The sequence below is a fragment of the Tahibacter amnicola genome (genome assembly GCF_025398735.1).
In the GTDB taxonomy this organism is placed as follows: domain Bacteria; phylum Pseudomonadota; class Gammaproteobacteria; order Xanthomonadales; family Rhodanobacteraceae; genus Tahibacter; species Tahibacter amnicola.
Map to the genome: position 1 here is coordinate 3,132,486 of NZ_CP104694.1, position 20,798 is coordinate 3,153,283.

A 20,798-nucleotide genomic window follows, 5' to 3' on the forward strand; every position below is an offset into this window, starting at 1 on the left:
ACTGAACTTCCCGCTAAGGCTCGAAGCCACTGACGAAGATCAGATCGTGCAGCAGCGACTGCACGGTTCGCCGGATGATCGTTTCGTTGCCGGCGCGGTCGAGCACGCGGACTTCGATTTCCTGCAGCGGCGTTGTCAGCGCATTGGCGAACGGCACGGTGACGACGCCGTGGTTGACGCCGCCGGTGGCCAGATTCGGCCCGCAGACACCGTTCCCGTCGGCGATGCAGACGCGCAGCGACGCCGGATCGATGCCAGTGGGAACATCGACCATGCCGACCCGAACGCCGACGAGGCCCGTGCCCGTGAGGCTGGTGACAGCGCCGACGGTGAGCGTCGGCTTCTGGGTGTCGGAGAGTTCACCGGCACCGCCCGGTGCACCCAGGTCGATCCAGCGCGAGAGGATGCCCAGTTCTTCAGGCGTGATGGCCGGTGCGTGGGCAGGGCCGAAATCCAGGTCGCGATCGGGAACGGGACTTGCCGAGGTATAGGTGGCGTCGGTGTTGCCGTCGGTGCGCTGGCCCGCCGCCTTCCAGTAGAGCAGGCTGCCCAGCGCGTTGAACGCGCGGATATAGCGGCTGACCTGCGGGCGGCGGAACGTGGTGTTGTTGGATCCGGCATTGGTATTGAAGCGCGCGGCGGCCGGCAGGCAGGACTGGCTGCGGTCGTCGACCAGGCACCACCAGGTGGACGGCGTGACGTTCGTTGCAGGGCCATGTGTTCCGGGAACATCAAGGGCGAGGTTGCCGGCCGGCGATGCGCTCGAATGGCAGCTGACGCAACGCTGCTGGAAGATGGGCATCACGTCGCGGAGAAATTCGACCTGCAGGCCGTAACCCGGGACCGTTCGCGTGGTGACGTTGGCGCCGGATCCGCCCGCGAGCAGGGGCACGCTGCCTTCGCCGAGGGTGACGGGCGGAAAATCCGGCGCGGCGGCGCGGGTCTGCGCAAAGTCGACGCGCGCCGGCTTGGAATGCACGTGACAGCCGCCGCAGGTCTTGGTTTCACCCGGACGCAGGGATTGCCAGGTCTGGTCGGTGTTGAGCGTGCGCCCGTGACAGTCGATGCCCTGCATGAGGTAGGGCATGTTGGCGGGGAATCGCACCAGGAAACTGGTATCGGGATTGCCGCTCGGATCCATCAGCGCGGTGCCGGCGCCGTTGAAATGCCGCACCGGAAATTCGCCCAGGATCATCACGCGTTCGCCGCTGAGATTGTGCAGCTGGCTGTGCGTCTGAGTGCCCCGGTTGGGTTGCACGCCGATGATGCGGACGCCGCAGAGCGCATCGTCCGAGTAGTTGATCGTATCGGTGCCCTGCAGCTGGAACTGGTGTTCCCCGGCAAAATGGATGCCGCCGGCGGGATGCGTTTCGCGATCAAGAATCGATCCTGCGCCCAGCAGGCCGAACGGCGTGGCGGAGGGCAATGCCGCGTGCGCGCTGCGTCGGTCGGAGCGCTCGATCTTCACCGGCGCGCTCACACCGTGAATGGCCGAATAGGGAACGACGGCGCGTGCCTGGATTTCGTGCCACTGGCGGCTGTCGACGATCACCTGCAGCCCGTTTGGATGCGGCAGCGGAATCGCACCGGCACGGTAGAGGCCTGCGTCGCATCCTGGGGTGTCACGGTTGATCGAGGTGATGACATTCATGGCCGTGCCCTGGCCGGCGCCGTTGGTCAACGGTGGCGCGGTCATGCCGAGGCTTGCAAACACGGCACTGCCGGAGTTGGTGCTGCAGGCCCCTTTGCCCCAAGTCACCATAAGCCTGTTATCGGGAAGCGCGGCCGGATGTCCCAGCTTGCCGGCGAAGGGAAGCGGGTCGGCATAGGTGGGTACGCTCATTGCCGGTGCCGGCATGACGTTGGCCATGTGGTCACCGCTTGTCGCCCAGCTGGCAAGATTGCGGCCGTCGCGGACTGCATAGAGGTCCGCATGGTGGCGCGTGGAAATGGGGCTGAGCCCTTCCTGGCCAATGGGCTCGGGCATGACCCCTAACACAGCGCCCAGGCCGTTGTTGTTGCCGCGGTAGTACTCGTTGAACCACACGCGCTGGTCACTCGTCTGCGTGATGAAATGCGCAGCCAGATGCTGGATGCCGGTCGTGCTGGACGGGTAATGATCGCCGCTGTGCTGGCCATAGAACGCAAAGGGGTTCGAGCCGTCCGGGTTCTGTGTGTAGATATGGAAAAGGTTCAATAGTGTGTCGAAGCCGCCGACGCTGCCATTGCCGTATTTGAAAGGGCGGGCACCAAAGATCTGCCAGCTGGAATAGGCGATGCGGCCATCGCGCAGAACGAAGGGATGTTGATCGGCGGCCAGGCTATGGTGGCTGGCGAGGTCGGCGTTCCTGCCGTCCAGATCCATGGTCCAGATCTGTCCGACGCGGCTGGACGCCGTGGTGCCGTGCACCAGGGTCGACATGACCTTGTCGCGCGACGAGGTAAAGGCGATGCGGCCATCGGCCAGCCATGCCGGACCGGCGTCGAAATCGCCGCTGCGGTGCGGCAGCGCAGTTACCGTTCCGCTGGCGACATCCACCCAGTGCAGGCGTGCTTCGGTCGTTGAAAGGATGCGATTGGGATAGCGCGTCGGGAAAAGATCATTGTTCTCGGCCAATGGATCAATCACCTTCGCATGCACGTTTTCCTGGGGATGGGTGATGCTGCCGCGGAACACGGTAAAGGCGATGCGACGTCCATCGAAGGAGACGGAGGGGTCCATCGCAGCGCAGGTGTTGGCGTCGGTGGCGGTGCTGGAGCAGTCGTACAGCACGCGCTCGGCACCGCCGGGTGATCGCAGCACCAGGTCGCAGGGCGCGGAAAATCCGCCGAAGAAGTGAGTGACGTCGGGGAGCACGTCGTATACGTCGAGTCCGCGCATATGGCGCGTCACCGTCTGGCTGACGCCATTGCGGACTACGGTGCCAGTGACATCCAGCTCGGCCGTGGTGCGCGCGCAGCGCACATACACGACGGGGACTTCCTGCGCGGCGACGGTCCCGCCAGCCAGCAGCAGCGCGAGCAGGAGCAGACAGGCCGCGGCATGGCGCAGGACGCGAAAACGGTGTGGGGTTCTGGCGGGCATTCGACGTGGTCACAGGGATGGGGCGTGCGTACTGTGCACAAAACCCGCGAGCCGTCCTGTGTCGATCATCACCGGCCGTGCTGGCGTGAGGATTTTGCCGACGAAGGGTGTCCGGGGCGGCTAGCGCCGTTGGCAGATTGGGCGGCAAATTGGGTACATGTGGCTAATGTTGCCAACGCTGATGCAAGTTCCGGGCTCGCACGCCAGGCCTCGGACTGTTGCGAAACCGCGGGAAATCACCGATTTGGAGCGGGCAGGTGGCGAGCGGGAGTGGTAGCGTTCTTGCATCCGGATTACCCTGGCTGCCACGGTTCGCGGGTAGCCATCGGGGCAATTGACGGCCTGCGATTGCCGAGGGGAGCGTATGCGGGGGTTGGTGGCATGGCTGGCGCGTCTGGTCATGGCGGGGTGCCTCGCCGGGGCCGCGGCTGCGCTGGCGGCGGACACCCGTGCGCCGGAGCTGCGTGCCGTAGTGCTGGATGTCGATGCCTCCGCCAGTCAGATTCCCGGCACTGGCCGCTTTGACCCCGCGCTGGCTGGTGCGACGCAGCTGCAGCGCGTGCTGCCGTATCGGGACGAGGGCAGCTGGGTGCAGGTGACGCTCAGCCGGCTGCCGCCGAAGCCGGTGCTGGTGGTTACCAGCATGGTGGCGGGCCCGGTCACCCTGGTTCTTCCCGACGGTCAGCGTCGGGTCCGCAACAAGCTGCAGCCGGACGACGATGCGGATGCATCGCCCGTGGCGCTGGTCTATCCCTTGCCGGCGGATCTTTCGCCGGGTACGCGCCTGCTGCTGCATTTCGCCCACCAGCATCGCGCGATCGTTGATGTTGCGTTGCACGATGCGCCGGCCTGGCAGCGAAAGGAACGGGGCATCGTCCTCCTGGCCACGGCCCTGTATACCGCGCTGGCCTCGCTCGTTCTTGTGACGGGCTGCTTCTGGCTGGTGGTACGGGAGCGCATCTACGCCCAGTACGCGATTTTCGCCCTCGCCTGGCTGGCGCTGATGACGTCGAATTCCGGCGTGTTGTACCGGCTGCCCGGCGCCAGCGTGCTGGCGGCGCTGGGTATTCACGGGCAGTGGGTGATCTTTTCCCTGGTGATCGCGCTGGCGCTGGGATTTGCGCGCGATTTCCTGAACCTGCAGCGGCAGGCGCCGCGGCTGGTGCCCTGGTGCAACGGGTTGCGCAACGTGTTCCTTGCAGCGGCGGCCGTATTGCTGCTGTCGCCGTGGCCGATTCCCCGCTACGCCATCCTGCTGGCATCGGCCGTGTTCTGGGTTTTCCCGGCGCTGATCGCCGTGGGCGTCTATGTGGCGGTCACCCAGCGCGACCGGTACGCCTACTTCTTCCTGGCCGGCTGGGTGCCCATGACCGTGGGCAGCTTCCTGCGGGTGCTCCAGGCCGCCGGTGCGATCGACCTGGACATGACCTATCTCTACGCCTTCGGCGTGCTGCTGCAATCGGCCGTGCTGGTGCTGGGGCTGGCCGACCGTCTGGTTCGGGTGCGCTACGAGCGCGACGAGGCGCGTGAAATCGCCGAGCACGACGAACTCACGGGACTACTCAACCGGCGCGCGCTGGAAGGCCGCCTGCACGGCCTGATCGATGCCTCGCGCGAGGGCGACGGCGGATTGGCGATGCTGTTCCTCGACGTGGATCACTTCAAGGAAGTCAACGACGCTTTTGGCCACCACAGCGGGGACCACTGCCTGAAAACCGTCGCATGCATCATCTCGGCAGAGCTGCGCAGCGGCGATCATCTGGCGCGCTGGGGCGGCGATGAGTTCGTGGCCCTGCTGCCGGGGGCGGGTATCGAAGATTCCCGGCGCATTTCCGAGCGCGTCCGCACCGCGATTGCCGGGTGCAATGCCTCGCCCCTGCCCGGGGTGCCGGTAACGATCAGCATTGGCATCGCCGTGTTCGATCCCTCGCGCGATACGGAGGCCTCGCTGATGGCCCGCGCGGATGCCGCCCTTTACCGCGCCAAGAGCGCGGGCCGCAATCGCATCGAAGTGATGCAGGAAGTCGTGGCGGCCTGAGGGTCGAATTCGTGTTTCACCGTTCGGCGTGGCGGAGTGACTGCCTCCGCGACGTATCCGTTGCTGCGTACGTGGCCCGCGCAAGGCCCGTACGCCGATCTGTTGGGTGTAGGCGGAGAACGAACGTGATTGCGGTAGACAGTATCGACACGCCGCCGGCGCGTGCCTGGAAAGTGACGACCTTCGAGCGACCGGCCGATGTGAGCGACGTCGTGGCATTGGGCAGCGCGAACGGGGCAGTGATCGGGCGCGGACGGCTGTGGCCGGATACGACGGAAGCCATGGACGATACGGCCGTCACCTGGGAACGCAGCGGCATCGGCGCGGTGGTGACTTGCGGCGGCCAATGGGTTGCGTTCGGCGGGCTCCGCCGCGGCGTGATCGCCGGAGCTGTCAGAGCTGCAGCCGGTGGCCTGCGCGCCGCGCGGTGGAGCCACCTGACGGGTGGGACGCGTGAACCGCAGTACCTGGCCGCGCATCGCTATCTCCACAGCATGGCCTGGGGTACGGACGGTCAGCACTGCTGCGGTGTCGGAACGAATGGGATGCATACTCCCGTGCAGCCGATCGTGTGGGAGCCCAATGGTGACCTGCGCGAGCTGCGCACCGGCGGCCTTTCCCAGGTGACGCCCCGGGCGGTGCACGGAACACGGGTGGCGGGCACCGGGCAGCAGGGACGTCGGACGCATGCGGTGTACTGGCCGGACCTAGCGTCGGCGCCGACACTGCTGTCCGCGGAAGCATCGTGCTGCAACGCGATGAGCGGTGAACTCCAGGCTGGCGCTATCTTCTCAGGAGCACGTTCGCGACCGGTGCTGTGGCGTGGCGAGCCGCGTTCGCTGGTCGAGTTGCTGCCGGCCGCGTTCGACGGCGGCATGGTCAACGCCTGTGACGGCATCTTCCAGGCAGGCAGCTGTTTCCGGCCGGCCGAGTGGTGGCCGGACGAGCTGCCGCATACGGACGAACACGCCTTTCTCTGGATGGGTACCGCCGGGACGGCGATTGATTTGCACCGGCACCTTCCGGCGCCCTGGAATTCATCGGTGGCGATGGGCGTGGAAATCGTCGATGGCGGCCTGCGCGTCTACGGCAAGGCCATGCAGTACGTCCCGGATGCGGACCTCGGCGCACCCGTCGAGGCCAACGAGTGTGCGGTGGTCTGGGAGTTGTGTCCCAAACCCCGTTTTCCGAGGCCGCGCGATACGCAGAGCCACGGCTTGCTCGCTGTGATGTGAGGCGCCGGCCTGTACCCGATGCATCAACGGCCGTCGGCGCGACGAAGCGTCACTGCGAAGGGATAGAGGTGGCGCAGGCCTTCCGGCGCGGCGTAGGCGACGAAGAAGCCCTTCAGCGTGTCACCGTGCCGGATGAGACGGATCAGGATGTACCCGCCCTTTTTCTGTGCGACGTCACGCGCGGGCAGGGTTCCTACGGCCGTTCCGATCAACAGGTCGCCTTGCGTCAGCGCGCGCAGCTCATTGCTGGCGGCGAGCAGTTCGGGGTTTTTCGTGGGCAGGTCCAGGCGCAGAGTTCCGTTGGTATTGAAAGTCAGGCTGCACGCGTGGGTGTCGCCGTCGATGACGAGCTCGCCTTTCCAGGTCCCCTCCCAGGGGGCGCCGCCGGCATAGGGCAGGAAGTCTTCCACCGGATCGAAGCGCAGCGGCGGCAGGGACCGGTCGATACTGTTCACCAGTTGCTGCGCCACCGCCTGGGCAACATCGTTCTTGTCGTTGGTGTTGATCAGCACGCTGATGACCAGGTGCTGCTCCGGCAGTAGCAGCAGCAAGGCGCTGGCACCCGGCATGCCGCCTTCGTGCCACACGACGACCGGCGCCTTGTCCTGCCGGGTGCGGTGATACCAGCCCAGGCCGTAGTTCGCGCCGCCGTAGTAGCGATAGGCGGCGTTGGGCTCGCGGTAGGTGCGCATCAGGTGCCGGGTCGCTTCGCTCAGGGGTTTGTTCGATTCGCGTGGGCGTTCAGCCAGGTGGAAGATGCCGAAGTGGGCGAGGTCGCGGGCGCTGGCGTAGATGTTGCCTGCACCGGGCGTGTCGTTGCGCGTTGGCGGCAGCGGATTGCCGGCGGGGTCGTACTTCACTGCGGCGCGCGGTGGGGCGCCGGTCCCCTCCGGCAGCGCGCTGTTGCGCATTTTCAGCGGACGGAAAACCGACTTGTCGAGGTAGCGCGCGAGGCTGGTTCCGCCACGTGCCGCGATGATCTCGCCCAGCAGCCCGTAACCGAGATTGGAATACTCAAAATTCTCGCCCGGCGGCCAGGCGACGAATCCATAGGTGGCAACGCGGCCTGCCAGATTCGACGGGTGTCCGGCAGCAGCTTCCCAGTCGATGGTGGCGTAGGTCGGCAAGCCCGAGGTGTGGGTGAGAACCTGCGCAACGGAGTAGCGCGGTTCGTCGGCCGGCCGCACGAACGTCGCGGGATCCAGATAACCCAGCGCGGGCGCGTCGAGGGCGATAGCCTGCTTCTCGTAGAGGGTCATCAAGGCTGTCGCGACAATGGCCTTCGATACCGAGGCAATGGGATATGGCGTCGTGGCGTCCGCTTTTCGTTGCCTGGACTTGTCGGCGTAGCCGAATCCCGCTTCGTAAATGATCTTGCCGCGGACCGCCACCGCGACGGCAGCGGATGGAATAGTCCCCTCGTCGACCGCTTTCTGGGCCGTAGCGGCTGCAGCGGTGAAATCGGGGCTGCCCTGGACAGGAGTCGCGGTGGACGCGGGGCAGGAGAACAGTACAGCGAGGGTGAGGCACACGACGGTCAGCGACGTTCTCATACGACCTGCCTGGTCTCGTGGATACGGTGGCGGGGTGGATGCGATAGTGGCGTCCGAGGGTTTACAACGCACATGCGATCGCAAGCGTGCGGCGCCACTATGCCGCGTCAGGGCTACGGCGTCGATCGGCGCCCGGCGGGAATCACAAAGGAATCGTCCTGGCAACTGGTCGACACCCCGAACAGCGTGTTCGGTCCTGTGGTGGAAACACTCGCCGGTGGCAAGGGTGGTGGGGGCGCACAGCTGACGGACCTGGGAAGAGACGTGGCGAGTACCTGCCGCCCCATGGAAGCGGCATGCGCGGCGGCGATGGCGGCCGATCTGGCATGGCTGCGCAGGCGCCAGGGACAGCGGAGGTGACCCATTGCGTGAGAGGACCGCGTCCGACGCGCCAGCTTCAGCCTGACCCCGCTATCAGCGCGCTCTGCGCCGGGGCCTGTGAAGGAGGCGACCATGGAAGTGCGTTTTGTCTGGCGTATCGTGCGGGTGATGGTGTTGGCGGGCCTGGTCGGACTGGCGGGGTGCGGCCGGGCTATCCGTGGTGGTCCGGTGTCGACCCTGGACCAGCCGGCCAATGATACAAATCCCAGTTTCCCGTTGGCCGGCCAGGAGTTGCTGGCCGCGCAGACGCCGGATATCCGGAATCAGATCCTGCAGCGGCGCCTGGTGCTGATCGACCAGCTGTACGAGGGCTACGTGGCGGGCCTCCGGCGTGACAAGTCGGTGATGGATCTGGCTACCGGCCTGGCCGGGCTGGCGCTGGGCGTGGCCGGTACCTTGACCGACAGCGTCACTGCCAAGACCAACTACGCCGCCGCGGGAACTCTGCTGACGGGGGGCGCGGCGGTGATTGACCAGACCCTCTTCTACGAGCAGACCGTACTGGCGCTGGTGGCGGCGATGGATGCCAACCGCGCGCAGGTGCGGCTGCAGATCGAGAACGGCATGCGCGGCAACCTGCAGGATTACGCCGGCGACAATGCCTTCCGCGACCTGCAGGCCTACGAGCGTGCCGGCACGTTGCTGTCGGCGATCACCTACATCCACACCACGTCCAAGGGTATCCAGAGCGACGCAGAGGCGGAGATCCAGCAGACGCGCGATATCGTGCAGCTCACGCCGCAGGAGACCGACCTGAAGGCCTGCACGACGCGCAGCCTGATGTCGAGCAATCCCAAACGCACGGCACCGGCCATGTTGACCGCAGCCAATGCGCTGAATCTGAGCGTGAGCGATGCGAACAAGGACAACGCAACGGCGATTGCCGCACAGCTGCGCCAGTTGAATCGCGACGCCAGCGCAGCGGACGTGGCCAGGATCAACAAGGCACTGTCCGATGCCGGCGTGCTGATCAATTGCCAGCCCTGAGCCTCGGCGACGACCAAGGAGACCCCGATGTACTACCGGACTATTCCGACCGACCGCACAGTTGATGAGATCTCCAACCTGATCATCGGCGAGGAGGCCGGCGGATCGCAGTTCGTCGAGAACAAGGTGAGCGTGCTGAAGGAGTCCTCGGAGGATCGCAGCAATACGCTGAAGAACCTCGCCAAGTTCCTTGAGCTGGATGACAGCATTCCCGCACGGCCGGTCGTGATCCTGGCGGGCGCGGACAAGCCGCAAGGCAAGAGCCTGGTCTGGAACGGCGTGATGCTGGTGCAGGGCGTGATGAAGGTGGTGGAGATCTATCGCTGAGACGCCGGCCTTGCTGCTACAGATGATGTTGCAACGCGCCCGGTGCGCGACAGGCAGCGGCTGCCCGTTCGAGTTCGTCGAGTAGCGCGGGGCCGCTCCATTCCCGGCGTCCGCCCTGCTCGGCGTCGCGGATGAGGGTGACCAGGCGCTCGTTGACCGGCGCATGATCGTTGAAGCTGCGCGCGAGATGGACGACTTCGCCGTTGATCCAGTCCACCTCGGTAATGCGGCCGGACTGCAGGTCGTCCCACATGGACGAACGGGCGAGCGGGTCCATCGCGAGCATGCGGTTGCCCAGGATCCGGAAGAGGGCATCGGGTGTATCGAGCAGACGGGGGATCCAGTGCGGCGGCAGCGGGGTGAGGCGCGCCGGCCGGATATCGGCACGCAGGATCAGCGCCATCGCCTCGCGCTGCGCCAATGCCAGGCAACGCCGGTAGCTGCGTTGTGACAATTGGGCCTTGAGCGGCATATTGGACAACGCATTGATCGGGTTGTTGAGGTTGAGCAACAGCTTGGCCCATTGCACCGACAGCATCTGCGCGTGCTGCGTCAGGGCGAGGCCGGAGCGGACGAACAGCGGCAGGTAGCGTGCCAGTGCCGCGTGCCGCTCGACATCGAGTACGCCCTCGGTACCCTGGTGAAACTGGCCGTTGCCCCGATGCAGCACATTGAACGGCACCATGCCGGCGATCACGCGGTGGTTGGGCAGAACCGTGCGAAGCACTTCCGCATTGCGGATGCCGTTCTGGAAACTGATGATGACCGCGTGCGGCGGAATGACTTCGGCCAAGGCGTGGGCCATTTCACGCGTCGCGGCGGATTTGACGGTGACCAGCACCAGGTCCGCATCGGCGGCGGGCGCGACGGTCGGGTTCCAGTGCACGCCCTCGGGTGGCACATGCCAGTGAGCACCGCGATAGTCGGTCAGGTGCAGTCCATGGCCGGCTACTTCGGCGCCGAGACGGTCGCGGCCGATGAACTGTACATTGGCACCGGTTGCCGCCAGGCGGCCTCCGACGTAGCAGCCGATACTGCCGGCTCCGGCAACACAGACGCTGCTCACGCGTTGGCTCTCCGACGGCGCAAGGGGCATGGACACCATCCGCTGATCGGGCATGTGATGCAAGCGAGGCCGTCAGTGCCCCTGGCGGGCCGGGTCAATGGCCGTACCGCGGCGGACCGGCCCGACGCGTGATTCGATCGCCTGGCGCAAGCCGGGACGCAGACCCAGGAGGAACGCGGCCTCGACCACCACGAACAGGGGACCGACGATAAACCCGCTGAGGTCGTCCACGAATGCCGGCTTCCGGCCTTCGAAGTAGTGTCCGACGAACTGGAGGATCCAACCAACCACGAACAGCCCGATGCCCAGCCCGAGCCAGATGGCTGTCGGCAGCGCGGCGACGCCGTGCGCCAGCCACAGCAGGCCGACAAAGAGGGCCGCCATCACCAGTCCGAAGCGGTGATCCAGGCGGAGATAGAACAGCGCAGCCAGGACCACTGCCAGGGTTGCCGGCGCCAGCGGCACGCCGGCGACGATGAGGCTGGGACGGGCCAGCAGGATGCCGATCGACACGACGATCATCGGAATGCCGACGAAATGGGTGGCGATATTGCGCGCGTCGCGGTGATAGGCCGCGTAGTGGGCCAGATGGTCAGTCAGTGTCTTCATGGACGAGGCTCCGGTTGCTGACAGACCGGCATGCTCCCGGGATACGATGGCGCCCGTCTGTCGGCTAGCCGACGATTGCACCGCTGCGGACGAACACGGGCCTTCTTCATGACGGTGGACGGAAAACGGCAGAACCTGGATGCGGCAGCACTTCGGCCGCTGCTTGATCGCGGCCGCTGGTTTGCGACGCTGCCCGAGCCGGTGCGCCAGCGCCTGCTCGATGCGGCGACAACCCGACGGGTTCCGGCGGGGACGCGGCTGTTCACGCGCGGCGATGCCAACGACGGCTTGTACTGCGTGCTGGAAGGTGCGGTCCGCGTCGGCGCTACCAGCGCCGATGGGCGCGAGGCCGTCCTGAGCGTGGTGGAGCCGCCGCAATGGTTCGGCGAAATCGCGTTCTTCGATGGTGGTCCGCGCACCCACAACGCCGACACGCGGGTGGCGACGACCTTCCTGCGGATCCCGCGGGAAACGCTGGAAAAGCTGCTGGCGGAAGATCCTTCGCTCTGGCGCCACATGGGTGCGCTGGTGGCCGAGAAAATCCGTGCCGTCTTCACCGGGGTGGAGGAAATGGCGCTGCTGCCGGCACCGGCCCGCATTGCACGGCGCCTGCTGGCGATGTCGGAGGGCTACGGCATGCTCAGGCCGGGCAATGCGCAGCGCCGGATCAGCGTGAACCAGGAGCAGCTGGGAGCGATGCTATCGGTGACGCGCCAGACTGTGAGTGAAGTGCTGGGGGAATTTGAAACCCGCGGCCTGCTCAAACGGCACTACGGACAGATCGAACTGGTCGATCCGGATGCACTTCGCCGCGTCGGGGACGGATTTCCCTGAGTCATTCCCTGTGCAAGGCGCATCGGAACTGGCGCGGGCTGGCGCCGGCGGCCTTGCGCATCAGCCGTCGCAGCGCGGTGGCGTCTTCGTAGCCGACCTGCGCTGCGATGGCGTCGATGCTCAGCCGGCTGGTTTCGATCAGGTGCCGGGCGCGGCTCAGGCGGATGCTCTGGACGAGCGCCAGGGGCGCCTTGCCTGTCGCGGCACGCACGTGGCGCGACAGGGTGCGGACGGACATCGCCTGTTCCCGCGCCAGCTGCGCCATGCTGGGGAGGGCCGGCAAGCCTGTTTCGATGCGTTCGGTCAGGCGGCGCACCAGGGCATTGCCGCTGGCCAGCAGCGAAGGAATCGCGTAGGGCGCCTGTGCCTGCCGTGCGTCGATCAGCAGCACCTTGCCCACGGCATCGGCCAGCGGAGTGCCGAAGCGCGTGCGCAGTAGGTGCAGCATCAGGTCGCTCTGCGCGAACGCGGCGCCCGCGGTACAGATCGGCCCATCAACGCAGACCATGCGGTCGGCGTCGACGGTGCACGACGTGGCCCGTTGCTGCAGGGTGGACGCCAGCCACCAGGATGTGGTGACGCGACGGTGGTCCAGCACGGTTGCCGCGTGCAGCAGGTACACGGCCGAGCAGGCGGCAGCGACTTCGCCGTGTTGCGCGACGTGGCAGCGGATCGCGCGTGCCGCGGCGCGCGCGTCATCGGCGTCCAGGCGCCGGATGAGTGCTTCGGGATCCTCCTCGCCGAGCCCGGGAATGACCCACACCGAGCGATCCCGGCGCGGCCGACGCGTCATGCGCGCCGTCTCCAGCATCAGGCCGCCGCGTAGCGCGATGCGGCCGCCACCCGGCGACACCACGCGCCAGCGTGGCGGCGCATGCTGCAGCCGCGGCGCCAGGCGGGCGGCGGCATCGAGCATGTCCAGCGTAGCTGCGACGCTGCTGGCAAAGGCGCCGGGCATGACCAGTACGGTGAAATCACGCATGACCAAAAAAGCCTGAAAGAGGACAAAACCGACGCTGGGCGCGATGGCGCCCACCGGTTGGAATGGTGCACCGCCGATCCGGCTTCTGGGAAGCGTTGAACATGCCGTCGCCCGCACCGCATCGCGTGCACGATTCGCTGGATGACTTCGTCGCACGGACCATCACCCTCAACGATGTGAGCAAGACTGTGCACGTGGCCGGCCGTGGGCCCGGCGTCATCGTGATGACGGAAATGCCCGGTATCAGCCCCGAGGTCGCGCGCTTTGGCCGTTGGGTCCGGGACGCCGGCTTCACGGTCTATCTGCCATCGCTGTTCGGCCGCGACGGTGCCGTTCCGGACGCCGAAGAGGCCAAGGCGGTGTTCCGGCGCGCCTGCGTGAGCGCTGAATTCCGCGCTTTCGCCGCGAACCAGTCCAGCCCCGTCACGCAGTGGTTGCGCGCACTGGCCCGGCTGGCCAACGCCGAATGCGGCGGGCCGGGCGTCGGGGCCATCGGCATGTGCTTCACCGGCAATTTTGCGCTGACGATGATGCTGGAGCCGGCGATGCTCGCACCGGTCCTGTCGCAGCCGACGCTGCCGCTGGATGACCCGGGAGGGATCGAGAGTGCGCCGGAAGAACTGGCGGCGATACGTTGTCGCCTTGAGCGTGAGGATCTCACCGTGCTGGCGTACCGTTTTGAAGGTGACCGGTATTGCCGCGCGCAGCGGTTTGACGCCTATGCCCGGGCGCTGGGCGACCGGTTCGAAGCGCGGGTGCTGCCGGACAGCGCTGCCCGGGCTGAAGGGCTGTCGCCGTTCTTCGACGAGGTCGTCAATGGCCCGCACAGCGTCGTCACGGCGCACCTGATCGATGAGGAAGGCCAGCCGACCGTGCAGGCACGCGATGAGATTCTGTCGTTCTTTGCGCGCCGCCTGCGACCGACCGGCGGAACGCTTCAGTGCGAGGCCGCCGGAGTTGATCGGCTATCGGGCCGGTAGTAACGGAAGGCGTCGCGCACCTGCTCGCGCAGCAGTTCGTCGTCCCAGGGCTTGGTCAGGAAGCGGAAGACGGCACCGCGATTCACCGATTCGGCCACCACCTGGAAATCGGTGTATCCGGAAAGAATGATGCGCACCGTATCCGGATACAGTTGGCGCACGGTGTCGAGAAAATCCGTGCCCGACATTCCTGGCATCCGCTGGTCGGAAATCACGACTTGCACGGGATGGACAGCGAGTTTCTCAAGACCTTCTCTGCCTCCGTCCGCGGTGATGATGGTGTAGCCGTCGCGGCGAAGCAGGCGGGACAAGGACGCGCGGATCGCCGGATCGTCATCGACCAGCAGCACGGTGCGGTTACCGGCAGTTTCATTTTCCGTCAGCGGCAGACGCCGGCTACTGCGCAGCTGGCCTTCGAACGTGGCCGCGTCGACGGCGGCGCTGAAATAGTGGCCCTGCATTTCATCGCAGGCGTTGGACCGAAGGAAGTTGAACTGCCCCTGTGTCTCGACGCCCTCGGCCACGACGGTCAGGTTCAGCCGGTGCGCCATCGCAATGGCGGCGGTGGCTATCGCCGCGTCTTCGGCATTCTGGGTGATGTGGGTGACGAAGCTGCGGTCGATCTTGACGGTGTCAAAGGGAAACCGGCGCAGATAGGCCAGTGAGGAATAGCCAGTGCCAAAGTCGTCCAATGCCAGGCGTACGCCCAGCTGGCGGAGCGAGCGCAGGGTGCGCGTCGCCAGATCCGGCTCGACCATGACCGCGCTTTCCGTGAGCTCCAGTTCGAGGAATTTCGGGTCCAGGTTGTGACGGCGCAGGGCATCGGCGACGGTCTTGAGCAGATTGGTGTGCGCCAGTTGTACGGATGACAGATTCACCGCGACGGGAACCGCACCGATGCCGGCTGCCAGCCATGCGGCCTGCTGCGCGCAAACGGTTTCGATCACCCAGGCGCCTATCGGGACAATCAGGTGGGTTTCCTCCGCGAGCAGGATGAAACCGGAAGGTTCGAGCAACCCCCGCCCGGGATGCTGCCAGCGGATCAGCGCCTCGGCACCGACGAGTTCACCGCTGTGCATGTTGATACGTGGTTGGTAGCGCAGGACGAACTGCTCGCGCTCCACCGCGATGCGCAGCTGGTTCTCCATCTCCAACCGCTGGGCGATGCGGGCGTGCAGTTCGGGTGCGTGGAAAACGCAGCGTTGTCCGGTCGACTTGGCCAGCTTCAGGGCAGCCTCGGCATTGTGGAATACCGATTTGCCGTCGTCGCCGTCTTCCGGAAACAACGCGATGCCAAATTGCGCGGACAAGTGCACCGTGCGATCGCCGACGTCCAACGGGCGCTCCAGTGCCGCACGCAGCTGGTCGTGCAGGTCCGTGGCGATCTGGCCGGGATTCCGGGGACTGGCAGCGGCGAACGTGTCGGCGCTGATCCGGCCAAGGGTGAAGGGTTCCACCAACGCTTCGCTCAGCCGCGCCGCGATGGCGCGCAGCACGGCGTCTCCCAGCGGACGGCCATGCTGGTCATTGACGTGGGTGAAATTCTCCAGGTCCAGGACTGCAATACAGACCTTGCCCTGTTCCTGCCGTGCCGCGTGGATGAACTGCTCCAGCCGGTCGTGGAACAGGCGCGCGTTGGGTAGTCCGGTGAGCGCGTCGTAGAACGCCAGATATTCCAGGCGCTGCGATTTCTGAATGTGATCCAGCGCGAATGACAGGTCGTTGGCCAGCCAGGTAAGCAGTGCGATCTCCTCCTCGTCCATCCAGGCCCGGTCGCCGGCCACCAGTATCAAGACAGCGACAGTGGCGTCATCGACGATGAGCGGCAGCGCGGCAGCTGCGTGGAAACCACGGTCGAGCAGTGCATCGCGAACCGGCGCCAGACTGGGCTCGGTGGCCACATCCCGGATAATCACCGGCCGCTTCTCGCGCGCTGCGCGCACCGATGGCCGATCGTCTCCCAGCAGTGAGCCGCGACGCGCCAGTTCCACAATCGCCGACGCCTGGGGTTCCACGCCCTCATGGGCGACGATATCGAACTGCTGAGTTTCCGGGTTTGGCACTGTGACCCAGGCGAGTGGAAACACGCCTTCGGTGGCCGCAACTCGGCAGGCTTCGCGCAGCAGTTCGTCCCTGTCGTGCAGGCGCAGCATCGCTGAGCTGATACCGCCGATCACGGCGCGCACGCGGCTGAGCCGGGCAATGCGTTCCTGGTTGCGCCGGCGTTCGGTGATATCGCGCTGGATGGCGACGAAGTGAGTGACCACGCCAACCGTGTTGCGTATCGGCGCGATCTGCCATTCCTGGATGTACTCGGTACCGTCCTTGCGACAGTAGATGGCTTCGCCGTCGAACACCTCGCCCCGTGCCAGCGTGTCGTTCATGCGCCCGATGACGCTGGCATCGGTGCGGGCACCGTGCAGCAGCTGCAGCGGTTTGCCGACGACCTCCAGCTCGGCGTAGCCGGTCATCGTCGAGAACGCCGGGTTCACGAACAGGATCCTTGGTCCTGGTGGCGTGAGGTTGGCGTCGGTGATCGTCACCGATTCGTGCGCCTGCAGCACTGCGGAGCTGAGCAGGCGCAGCGATTCCTCGATGCGAGTCCGCTCGGCGATATCGCGCTGCAAGGCACGGTTGCTTTCCTCCAGCTGCAGCGAGCGCCGCTCCAGCTTGCGGACCAGGGTGCGGCTGTATTGCTGCAGCGACGCCATTTCGTCCTCGACGGGTTCCGCTGCCTGGCCGGCCGCCGTGGACGCGAGTACGGCCCGCATCTGGCGAAGGAAATCGTCGGGTTCGCTGGGTTTGCGCAGGAAGGCGTCGGCGCCCAGGTGCACGGCCAGGCTTTCGTCGTCCGGATCGGTGTAGGTGGCGGTGTAGACGATGAAGGGCACGTGCCGGAGACGATCATCGGTCTTCCAGTGCCGCAGCAGGGTGTAGCCGTCCATGATGGGCATCAGGAGGTCCGATATCACGATGTCCGGCGGTGCCTCACGGGCCTTTCTCAGGGCTTCGACACCATTCTGCGCGACGTCGACCTGGCAGCCATTTGCTCCCAGCAGTACGGTGAGGTAATAGCGATTCTCGTCGTTGTCGTCGACTACCAGGACATGCGTCATGGTTCCTCCGCGCAGGGCCGTCCAGGGCGTGGCACGGCGGCGATTTCGGACACGAAGGTATCGGGGTTGATGGGCTTTTCGATATAGCCGTCGCAGCCGGCTTCCAGGGCTTTCTCGCGATCACCCGGCATCGCATAGGATGTCACAGCGACAATGGGAATATTCTCCAGGTGTGCAATCTGGCGCAGCGCCCGCGCCACAGCGTAGCCGTCCATTACCGGCAACTGGATATCCAGCAGGATCACATCAGGACGGCACGAGCGCGCCTGCTCCACACCGCTCAGGCCGTCGTTCACCGCAACCACGCGGTAGCCGTGGCGCTCAAGCAGGAACGTCGCCAGGTACCGGTTCTGCTCGTTGTCTTCAATCAACAGCACGGTGGTGGTCATGACGTTACTGGCGCCTGGAGGGGAAGAGTCAGCGTGAACGCACTGCCCCGGCCGGGCACGCTCTCGGCCAGAATCTCGCCGTGGAGCAGATGCGCCAGGCGGCGTGAGATGGCCAGGCCAAGGCCGGTTCCTTCGGTCTGGCGCGACAGTCCCGTGTCGACCTGACGGAAGGGCTGGAACAGCACCGCGAGGTCGGCCTCGCTGATGCCGATGCCCGTGTCGATCACGCGCAGCCGCAGCAGCGGCGACGGCAGTGAGACCAGGCAGTCGGCTGTCAGCGTGATACCGCCAGTGCGGGTGAACTTGATCGCGTTGCCCAGGAGATTGAGCACGATCTGCTCGACGCGGCGTTGGTCGCTGGTGAACTCACCCAGCCGCTCGTCCATCACCAGCGTCAGTTGGAGTCCCTTCCTGTCGGCCAACGGACGCACCGACTCGGTGACCCGCTCCAGCGACGCACGCATATCAAAGGGAACAAACCGCACGATGAGCTGGCCGGCTTCGATCTTGGACAGGTCCAGCACGTCGTTGATCAGCTCCAGCAGGTGGCGTGCACTGCTGCGCACCATGCCCAGTTGCCGGGTCTGCTCCTCAGTCAGTGGACCTGCCAGGGCATTGAGCATGATGCCGGTGAAGCCGATGATGGAGTTGAGCGGCGTGCGCAGCTCGTGCGACATGGCAGCGAGGAAGGCCGTCTTGAGGCGATCGGCGCCCTCGGCGCGTTGAAGGGCGATCTGCAGTTCTTCCGTGCGCACCGCGACCTTCTGCTCAAGTGTCTCGTTGAGTTCGCGCAATGCCAGCTCGGCACGTTTGCGTACGGAGATGTCTTCCATCATGCCGATCACGAAGGGGCGGTCGCCGGCGATGTCCCGCACGATGGTCGCGGTCAGCAGCACCCACACGACGCCACCGTCGCGGCGCAGATACCGGCGCTCCATCTGAATGCGGTCCGTTTCGCCCGACAGCATCAGTCCCCACAGCTGGCGATCGACGACGTCATCATCGGGATAGCTCACGTCATGGACACGCCGGTCGCACAGTTCCGCCGTCGAGTAGCCCAGCATGTCCGCCAGCGCGCGATTGCAGCGCAGGATGCGACCATCGTCGGGATCGACCAGGGCGATGCCGATGCCGGCCATCTCGAAGATGGCGCGGAAGCGATTGTCGCTGCGGCGCAGCGCCAGGTCAGCGCGCTTGCGTTCGGTGATGTCACGCACCAGGCCCAGCAGGTTTCCGTCCGGCATCAGGGTGGCAATGACATCGGCGGGGAAAATGCTGCCGTCGCTGCGCCGCATCTGCCACTCGCGGTGATAGTCCGCATGGCCCTTGATAGCGGTCAATGCCGGTGCGATGTTGGGCTGTTCGTCAGGAACAACGATGTCGGTGGCATGCTTTCCGATCAACTCTTCGCGCGCATACCCCAGCATGCGGCACATGCTGTCATTGGCATCGAGGTAGGTGCTGGTGGGATCGGCAATCAGGATACCGTCTGGCGCGCAGTGGAACAGCGTCCGGTAGCGCGCTTCGCTCGCCAGCCGGGCGGCCTCGGCGCGCATTCTGCCGGAGATGTCGATGCCCATCCCGACCAGGCACGGCGTGCCGGAAAATTCCACGCGCTTGCCGGTGAAGAAATAGGGCGTGGACGTCCCGTCCTTGCCGCGCAGCGGCAGCTCCGCGTAGGAATCGCCGCGCTCGAACACTTCGGCAATCCGGGCGGCCAGGAGTGGCTTGTCGTCGTCGGCGAAGAAATCCAGCGGATGCATGCCGGCGATTTCCCGCGAGCTGTAGCCGGAAACCGTCTCGAAATTGCGATTCCAGCGCAGGAACCGGCCCGTGTTGTCGTAGAAGAACAGCACGCCCGGCATGCTTTCGATCATGGTCTCGGAAAACAGCCGTTCGTCTTCGGCGATCACTTCGGCGGCGCGCCGCTCGTTCTCGCGCTCGAAATTGTCCAGCGCGAACGAGACGTCGTCGGCCGCTTTTTCCAGCAGCGCAATTTCCTTGTCGCGGAAGAACCAGGGGTCTTCCGAGCTGACGCTGAGCGTGCCGCGAACCTGGCCCTTGAGTCGGATCGGATAGGCGGCGGCGGAACGGAATCCGCGCCTGAGCAGTTCGGCGCGCCAGGGCAGGGTGTCCGGATCTTCCAGCAGATTGCAGCTGATGTACGGCCGGCCGCTACGGAAGGCCCGGCCGGACGGGCCGCGGCCCTCCGGGCGATCGTCCGCGTAGATGGCCGCCGTTTTCAGCCAGCCGTTCTCGTCGCCCCAGGCGGCAATCGGATCGAGTCGTTGCGTTTGCGGCGAATGCCAGCCGAACCAGGCCAGGCGAAACCCGCCGGATTCCACCAGGATGCGGCAGATGGCGGTGAGGAGCGACTCGCGCGTGGAGGCCTCGACGATGGCCTGGCTGACTTCGCTCAATGCCGCGTAAAGCCGCGACAGCCGCGCCACTTCGCGGTCGCGCTCCTTGCGCGGCGTCACGTCGCGGGCGATGGTGGCGACCCCGATGATGTTGCCGTTGGCGTCGCGGATGGGTGAATGGGCCAGCGAAACGATGATGCGCTGGCCATCCCGCGTGATACGTGCGCCCTCGACATGAGGGACGTGCTCGCCACGCCGAACGCGGGCGAGCAGGTTCGCTTCCTGGTCAATCAGGTCGGCCGGCACCAGGCGGGCGAAGGACGATCCGACGATCTCCTGCGCGGAATAGCCGAAGATGGACTCGGCGCCGCGGTTCCACGACGTGATGGTGCCTTCCATGTCTTTTCCGATGATGGCGTCACCGGCGGACTCGACGATGGCGGCAAGCTGGCGCGCCGCATACAGCGTGCGGGTCATCTGTTCGCGTTGCGCGCCGGTGCTGTTGTGGGAAAGGCGCTGGAGTTCGCACCGCGCGGCCACCTGACGCCCCAGCAGCGGCAGGATCGTGGCCAGGCCGGTCTCCCGGCGATGAGGACGGGTATCGGTGACGCAGAGTACGCCCGCCGTGCTTCCGGAGGCGTCGGCAAAACGCAAACCGGCAAAAAAAGCGGCGGGACCGTCGCCGCGCTGTTTGCGTGGCTGGGGTCGCTATCGGTATCGAGAGTGATCAGCGGTTGCGATTGCTTGAGCGTGGCGTCCAGCCAGGGACGGATGGCTGCGAGTGCGGGAGGATCGCCCCAGTGGCCGAGCGGTCGCCACTGGGTACCGTCCGCCAGCCACACACCGGCGGCTGGCG

At 66.0% G+C, this 20,798-nt stretch carries 14 protein-coding genes; 6 read left to right on the forward strand and 8 right to left on the reverse strand.

Annotated features, from left to right (window positions below; genetic code table 11):
* Positions 1-13: 13 nt before the first annotated feature.
* The gene (locus tag N4264_RS13075) at positions 14-3,085 is read right to left on the reverse strand and encodes an HzsA-related protein (protein WP_261697478.1); all 3,072 of its coding nucleotides are present in this window, start codon (positions 3,083-3,085) and stop codon (positions 14-16) included.
* Positions 3,086-3,449: 364 nt separating this feature from the next.
* On the opposite strand from N4264_RS13075, the gene N4264_RS13080 reads away from it, so the two are divergent.
* Both N4264_RS13080 and N4264_RS13085 read left to right on the forward strand, forming a co-directional pair.
* Positions 3,450-5,123, forward strand: coding sequence for a GGDEF domain-containing protein (locus N4264_RS13080; protein ID WP_261697479.1), 1,674 nt, complete (start codon positions 3,450-3,452; stop codon positions 5,121-5,123).
* Between the two features lie 125 nt (positions 5,124-5,248).
* A complete protein-coding gene (locus N4264_RS13085) occupies positions 5,249-6,358 on the forward strand; it encodes a hypothetical protein (protein ID WP_261697480.1) in 1,110 nt (369 codons plus the stop codon).
* Between the two features lie 23 nt (positions 6,359-6,381).
* Here the strand turns inward: N4264_RS13085 and N4264_RS13090 are convergent, their stop codons facing one another.
* Positions 6,382-7,911, reverse strand: a complete 1,530-nt coding sequence (locus tag N4264_RS13090) for a serine hydrolase domain-containing protein (protein WP_261697481.1) — start codon at positions 7,909-7,911, stop codon at positions 6,382-6,384.
* 453 nt (positions 7,912-8,364) lie between these two features.
* On the opposite strand from N4264_RS13090, the gene N4264_RS13095 reads away from it, so the two are divergent.
* Complete coding sequence (locus N4264_RS13095) at positions 8,365-9,279, forward strand: hypothetical protein (RefSeq protein WP_261697482.1); 915 nt, start codon at positions 8,365-8,367, stop codon at positions 9,277-9,279.
* Between the two features lie 27 nt (positions 9,280-9,306).
* Positions 9,307-9,606 carry a hypothetical protein gene (locus N4264_RS13100; RefSeq protein WP_261697483.1) on the forward strand — a complete coding sequence of 100 codons (300 nt, stop codon included), beginning with the start codon at positions 9,307-9,309 and terminating at the stop codon, positions 9,604-9,606.
* A gap of 16 nt (positions 9,607-9,622) precedes the next feature.
* On the opposite strand, the gene N4264_RS13105 is transcribed toward N4264_RS13100, so the two are convergent.
* Positions 9,623-10,672 carry a 2-dehydropantoate 2-reductase gene (locus N4264_RS13105; protein WP_261697484.1) on the reverse strand — a complete coding sequence of 350 codons (1,050 nt, stop codon included), beginning with the start codon at positions 10,670-10,672 and terminating at the stop codon, positions 9,623-9,625.
* Positions 10,673-10,744: 72 nt separating this feature from the next.
* Positions 10,745-11,281 carry an Mpo1 family 2-hydroxy fatty acid dioxygenase gene (locus tag N4264_RS13110; RefSeq protein WP_261697485.1) on the reverse strand — a complete coding sequence of 179 codons (537 nt, stop codon included), beginning with the start codon at positions 11,279-11,281 and terminating at the stop codon, positions 10,745-10,747.
* Positions 11,282-11,389: 108 nt separating this feature from the next.
* Between N4264_RS13110 and N4264_RS13115 the strand changes: the two genes are divergently transcribed.
* Positions 11,390-12,115 carry a Crp/Fnr family transcriptional regulator gene (locus tag N4264_RS13115; RefSeq protein ID WP_261697486.1) on the forward strand — a complete coding sequence of 242 codons (726 nt, stop codon included), beginning with the start codon at positions 11,390-11,392 and terminating at the stop codon, positions 12,113-12,115.
* Position 12,116: 1 nt separating this feature from the next.
* Here N4264_RS13115 and N4264_RS13120 read toward each other — a convergent pair whose 3' ends face one another.
* Positions 12,117-13,097 (reverse strand): GlxA family transcriptional regulator, encoded by a 981-nt coding sequence (locus tag N4264_RS13120; protein WP_261697487.1) that lies wholly within the window; start codon positions 13,095-13,097, stop codon positions 12,117-12,119.
* 101 nt (positions 13,098-13,198) lie between these two features.
* Here N4264_RS13120 and N4264_RS13125 point away from each other — a divergent pair, with 101 nt between their 5' ends.
* On the forward strand, positions 13,199-14,077 hold the full coding sequence (locus N4264_RS13125) for a dienelactone hydrolase family protein (protein ID WP_261697488.1): 879 nt from the start codon (positions 13,199-13,201) through the stop codon (positions 14,075-14,077).
* On the opposite strand, the gene N4264_RS13130 is transcribed toward N4264_RS13125, so the two are convergent.
* Genes N4264_RS13130 through N4264_RS13140 form a run of 3 tightly spaced genes read right to left on the reverse strand, consistent with a single transcriptional unit; the run spans position 14,035 to position 20,596 of the window.
* Positions 14,035-17,193, reverse strand: a complete 3,159-nt coding sequence (locus N4264_RS13130) for an EAL domain-containing protein (RefSeq protein ID WP_261697489.1) — start codon at positions 17,191-17,193, stop codon at positions 14,035-14,037. The two genes, N4264_RS13125 and N4264_RS13130, sit on opposite strands and share 43 nt — an antisense overlap.
* Complete coding sequence (locus N4264_RS13135) at positions 17,190-17,582, reverse strand: response regulator (protein ID WP_261697490.1); 393 nt, start codon at positions 17,580-17,582, stop codon at positions 17,190-17,192. Before N4264_RS13135 ends, N4264_RS13130 begins: the two co-directional genes overlap by 4 nt.
* Complete coding sequence (locus N4264_RS13140; RefSeq protein WP_261697491.1) at positions 17,579-20,596, reverse strand: PAS domain S-box protein; 3,018 nt, start codon at positions 20,594-20,596, stop codon at positions 17,579-17,581. The genes N4264_RS13135 and N4264_RS13140 overlap by 4 nt, the downstream gene beginning before the upstream one ends.
* Positions 20,597-20,798: the final 202 nt, after the last annotated feature.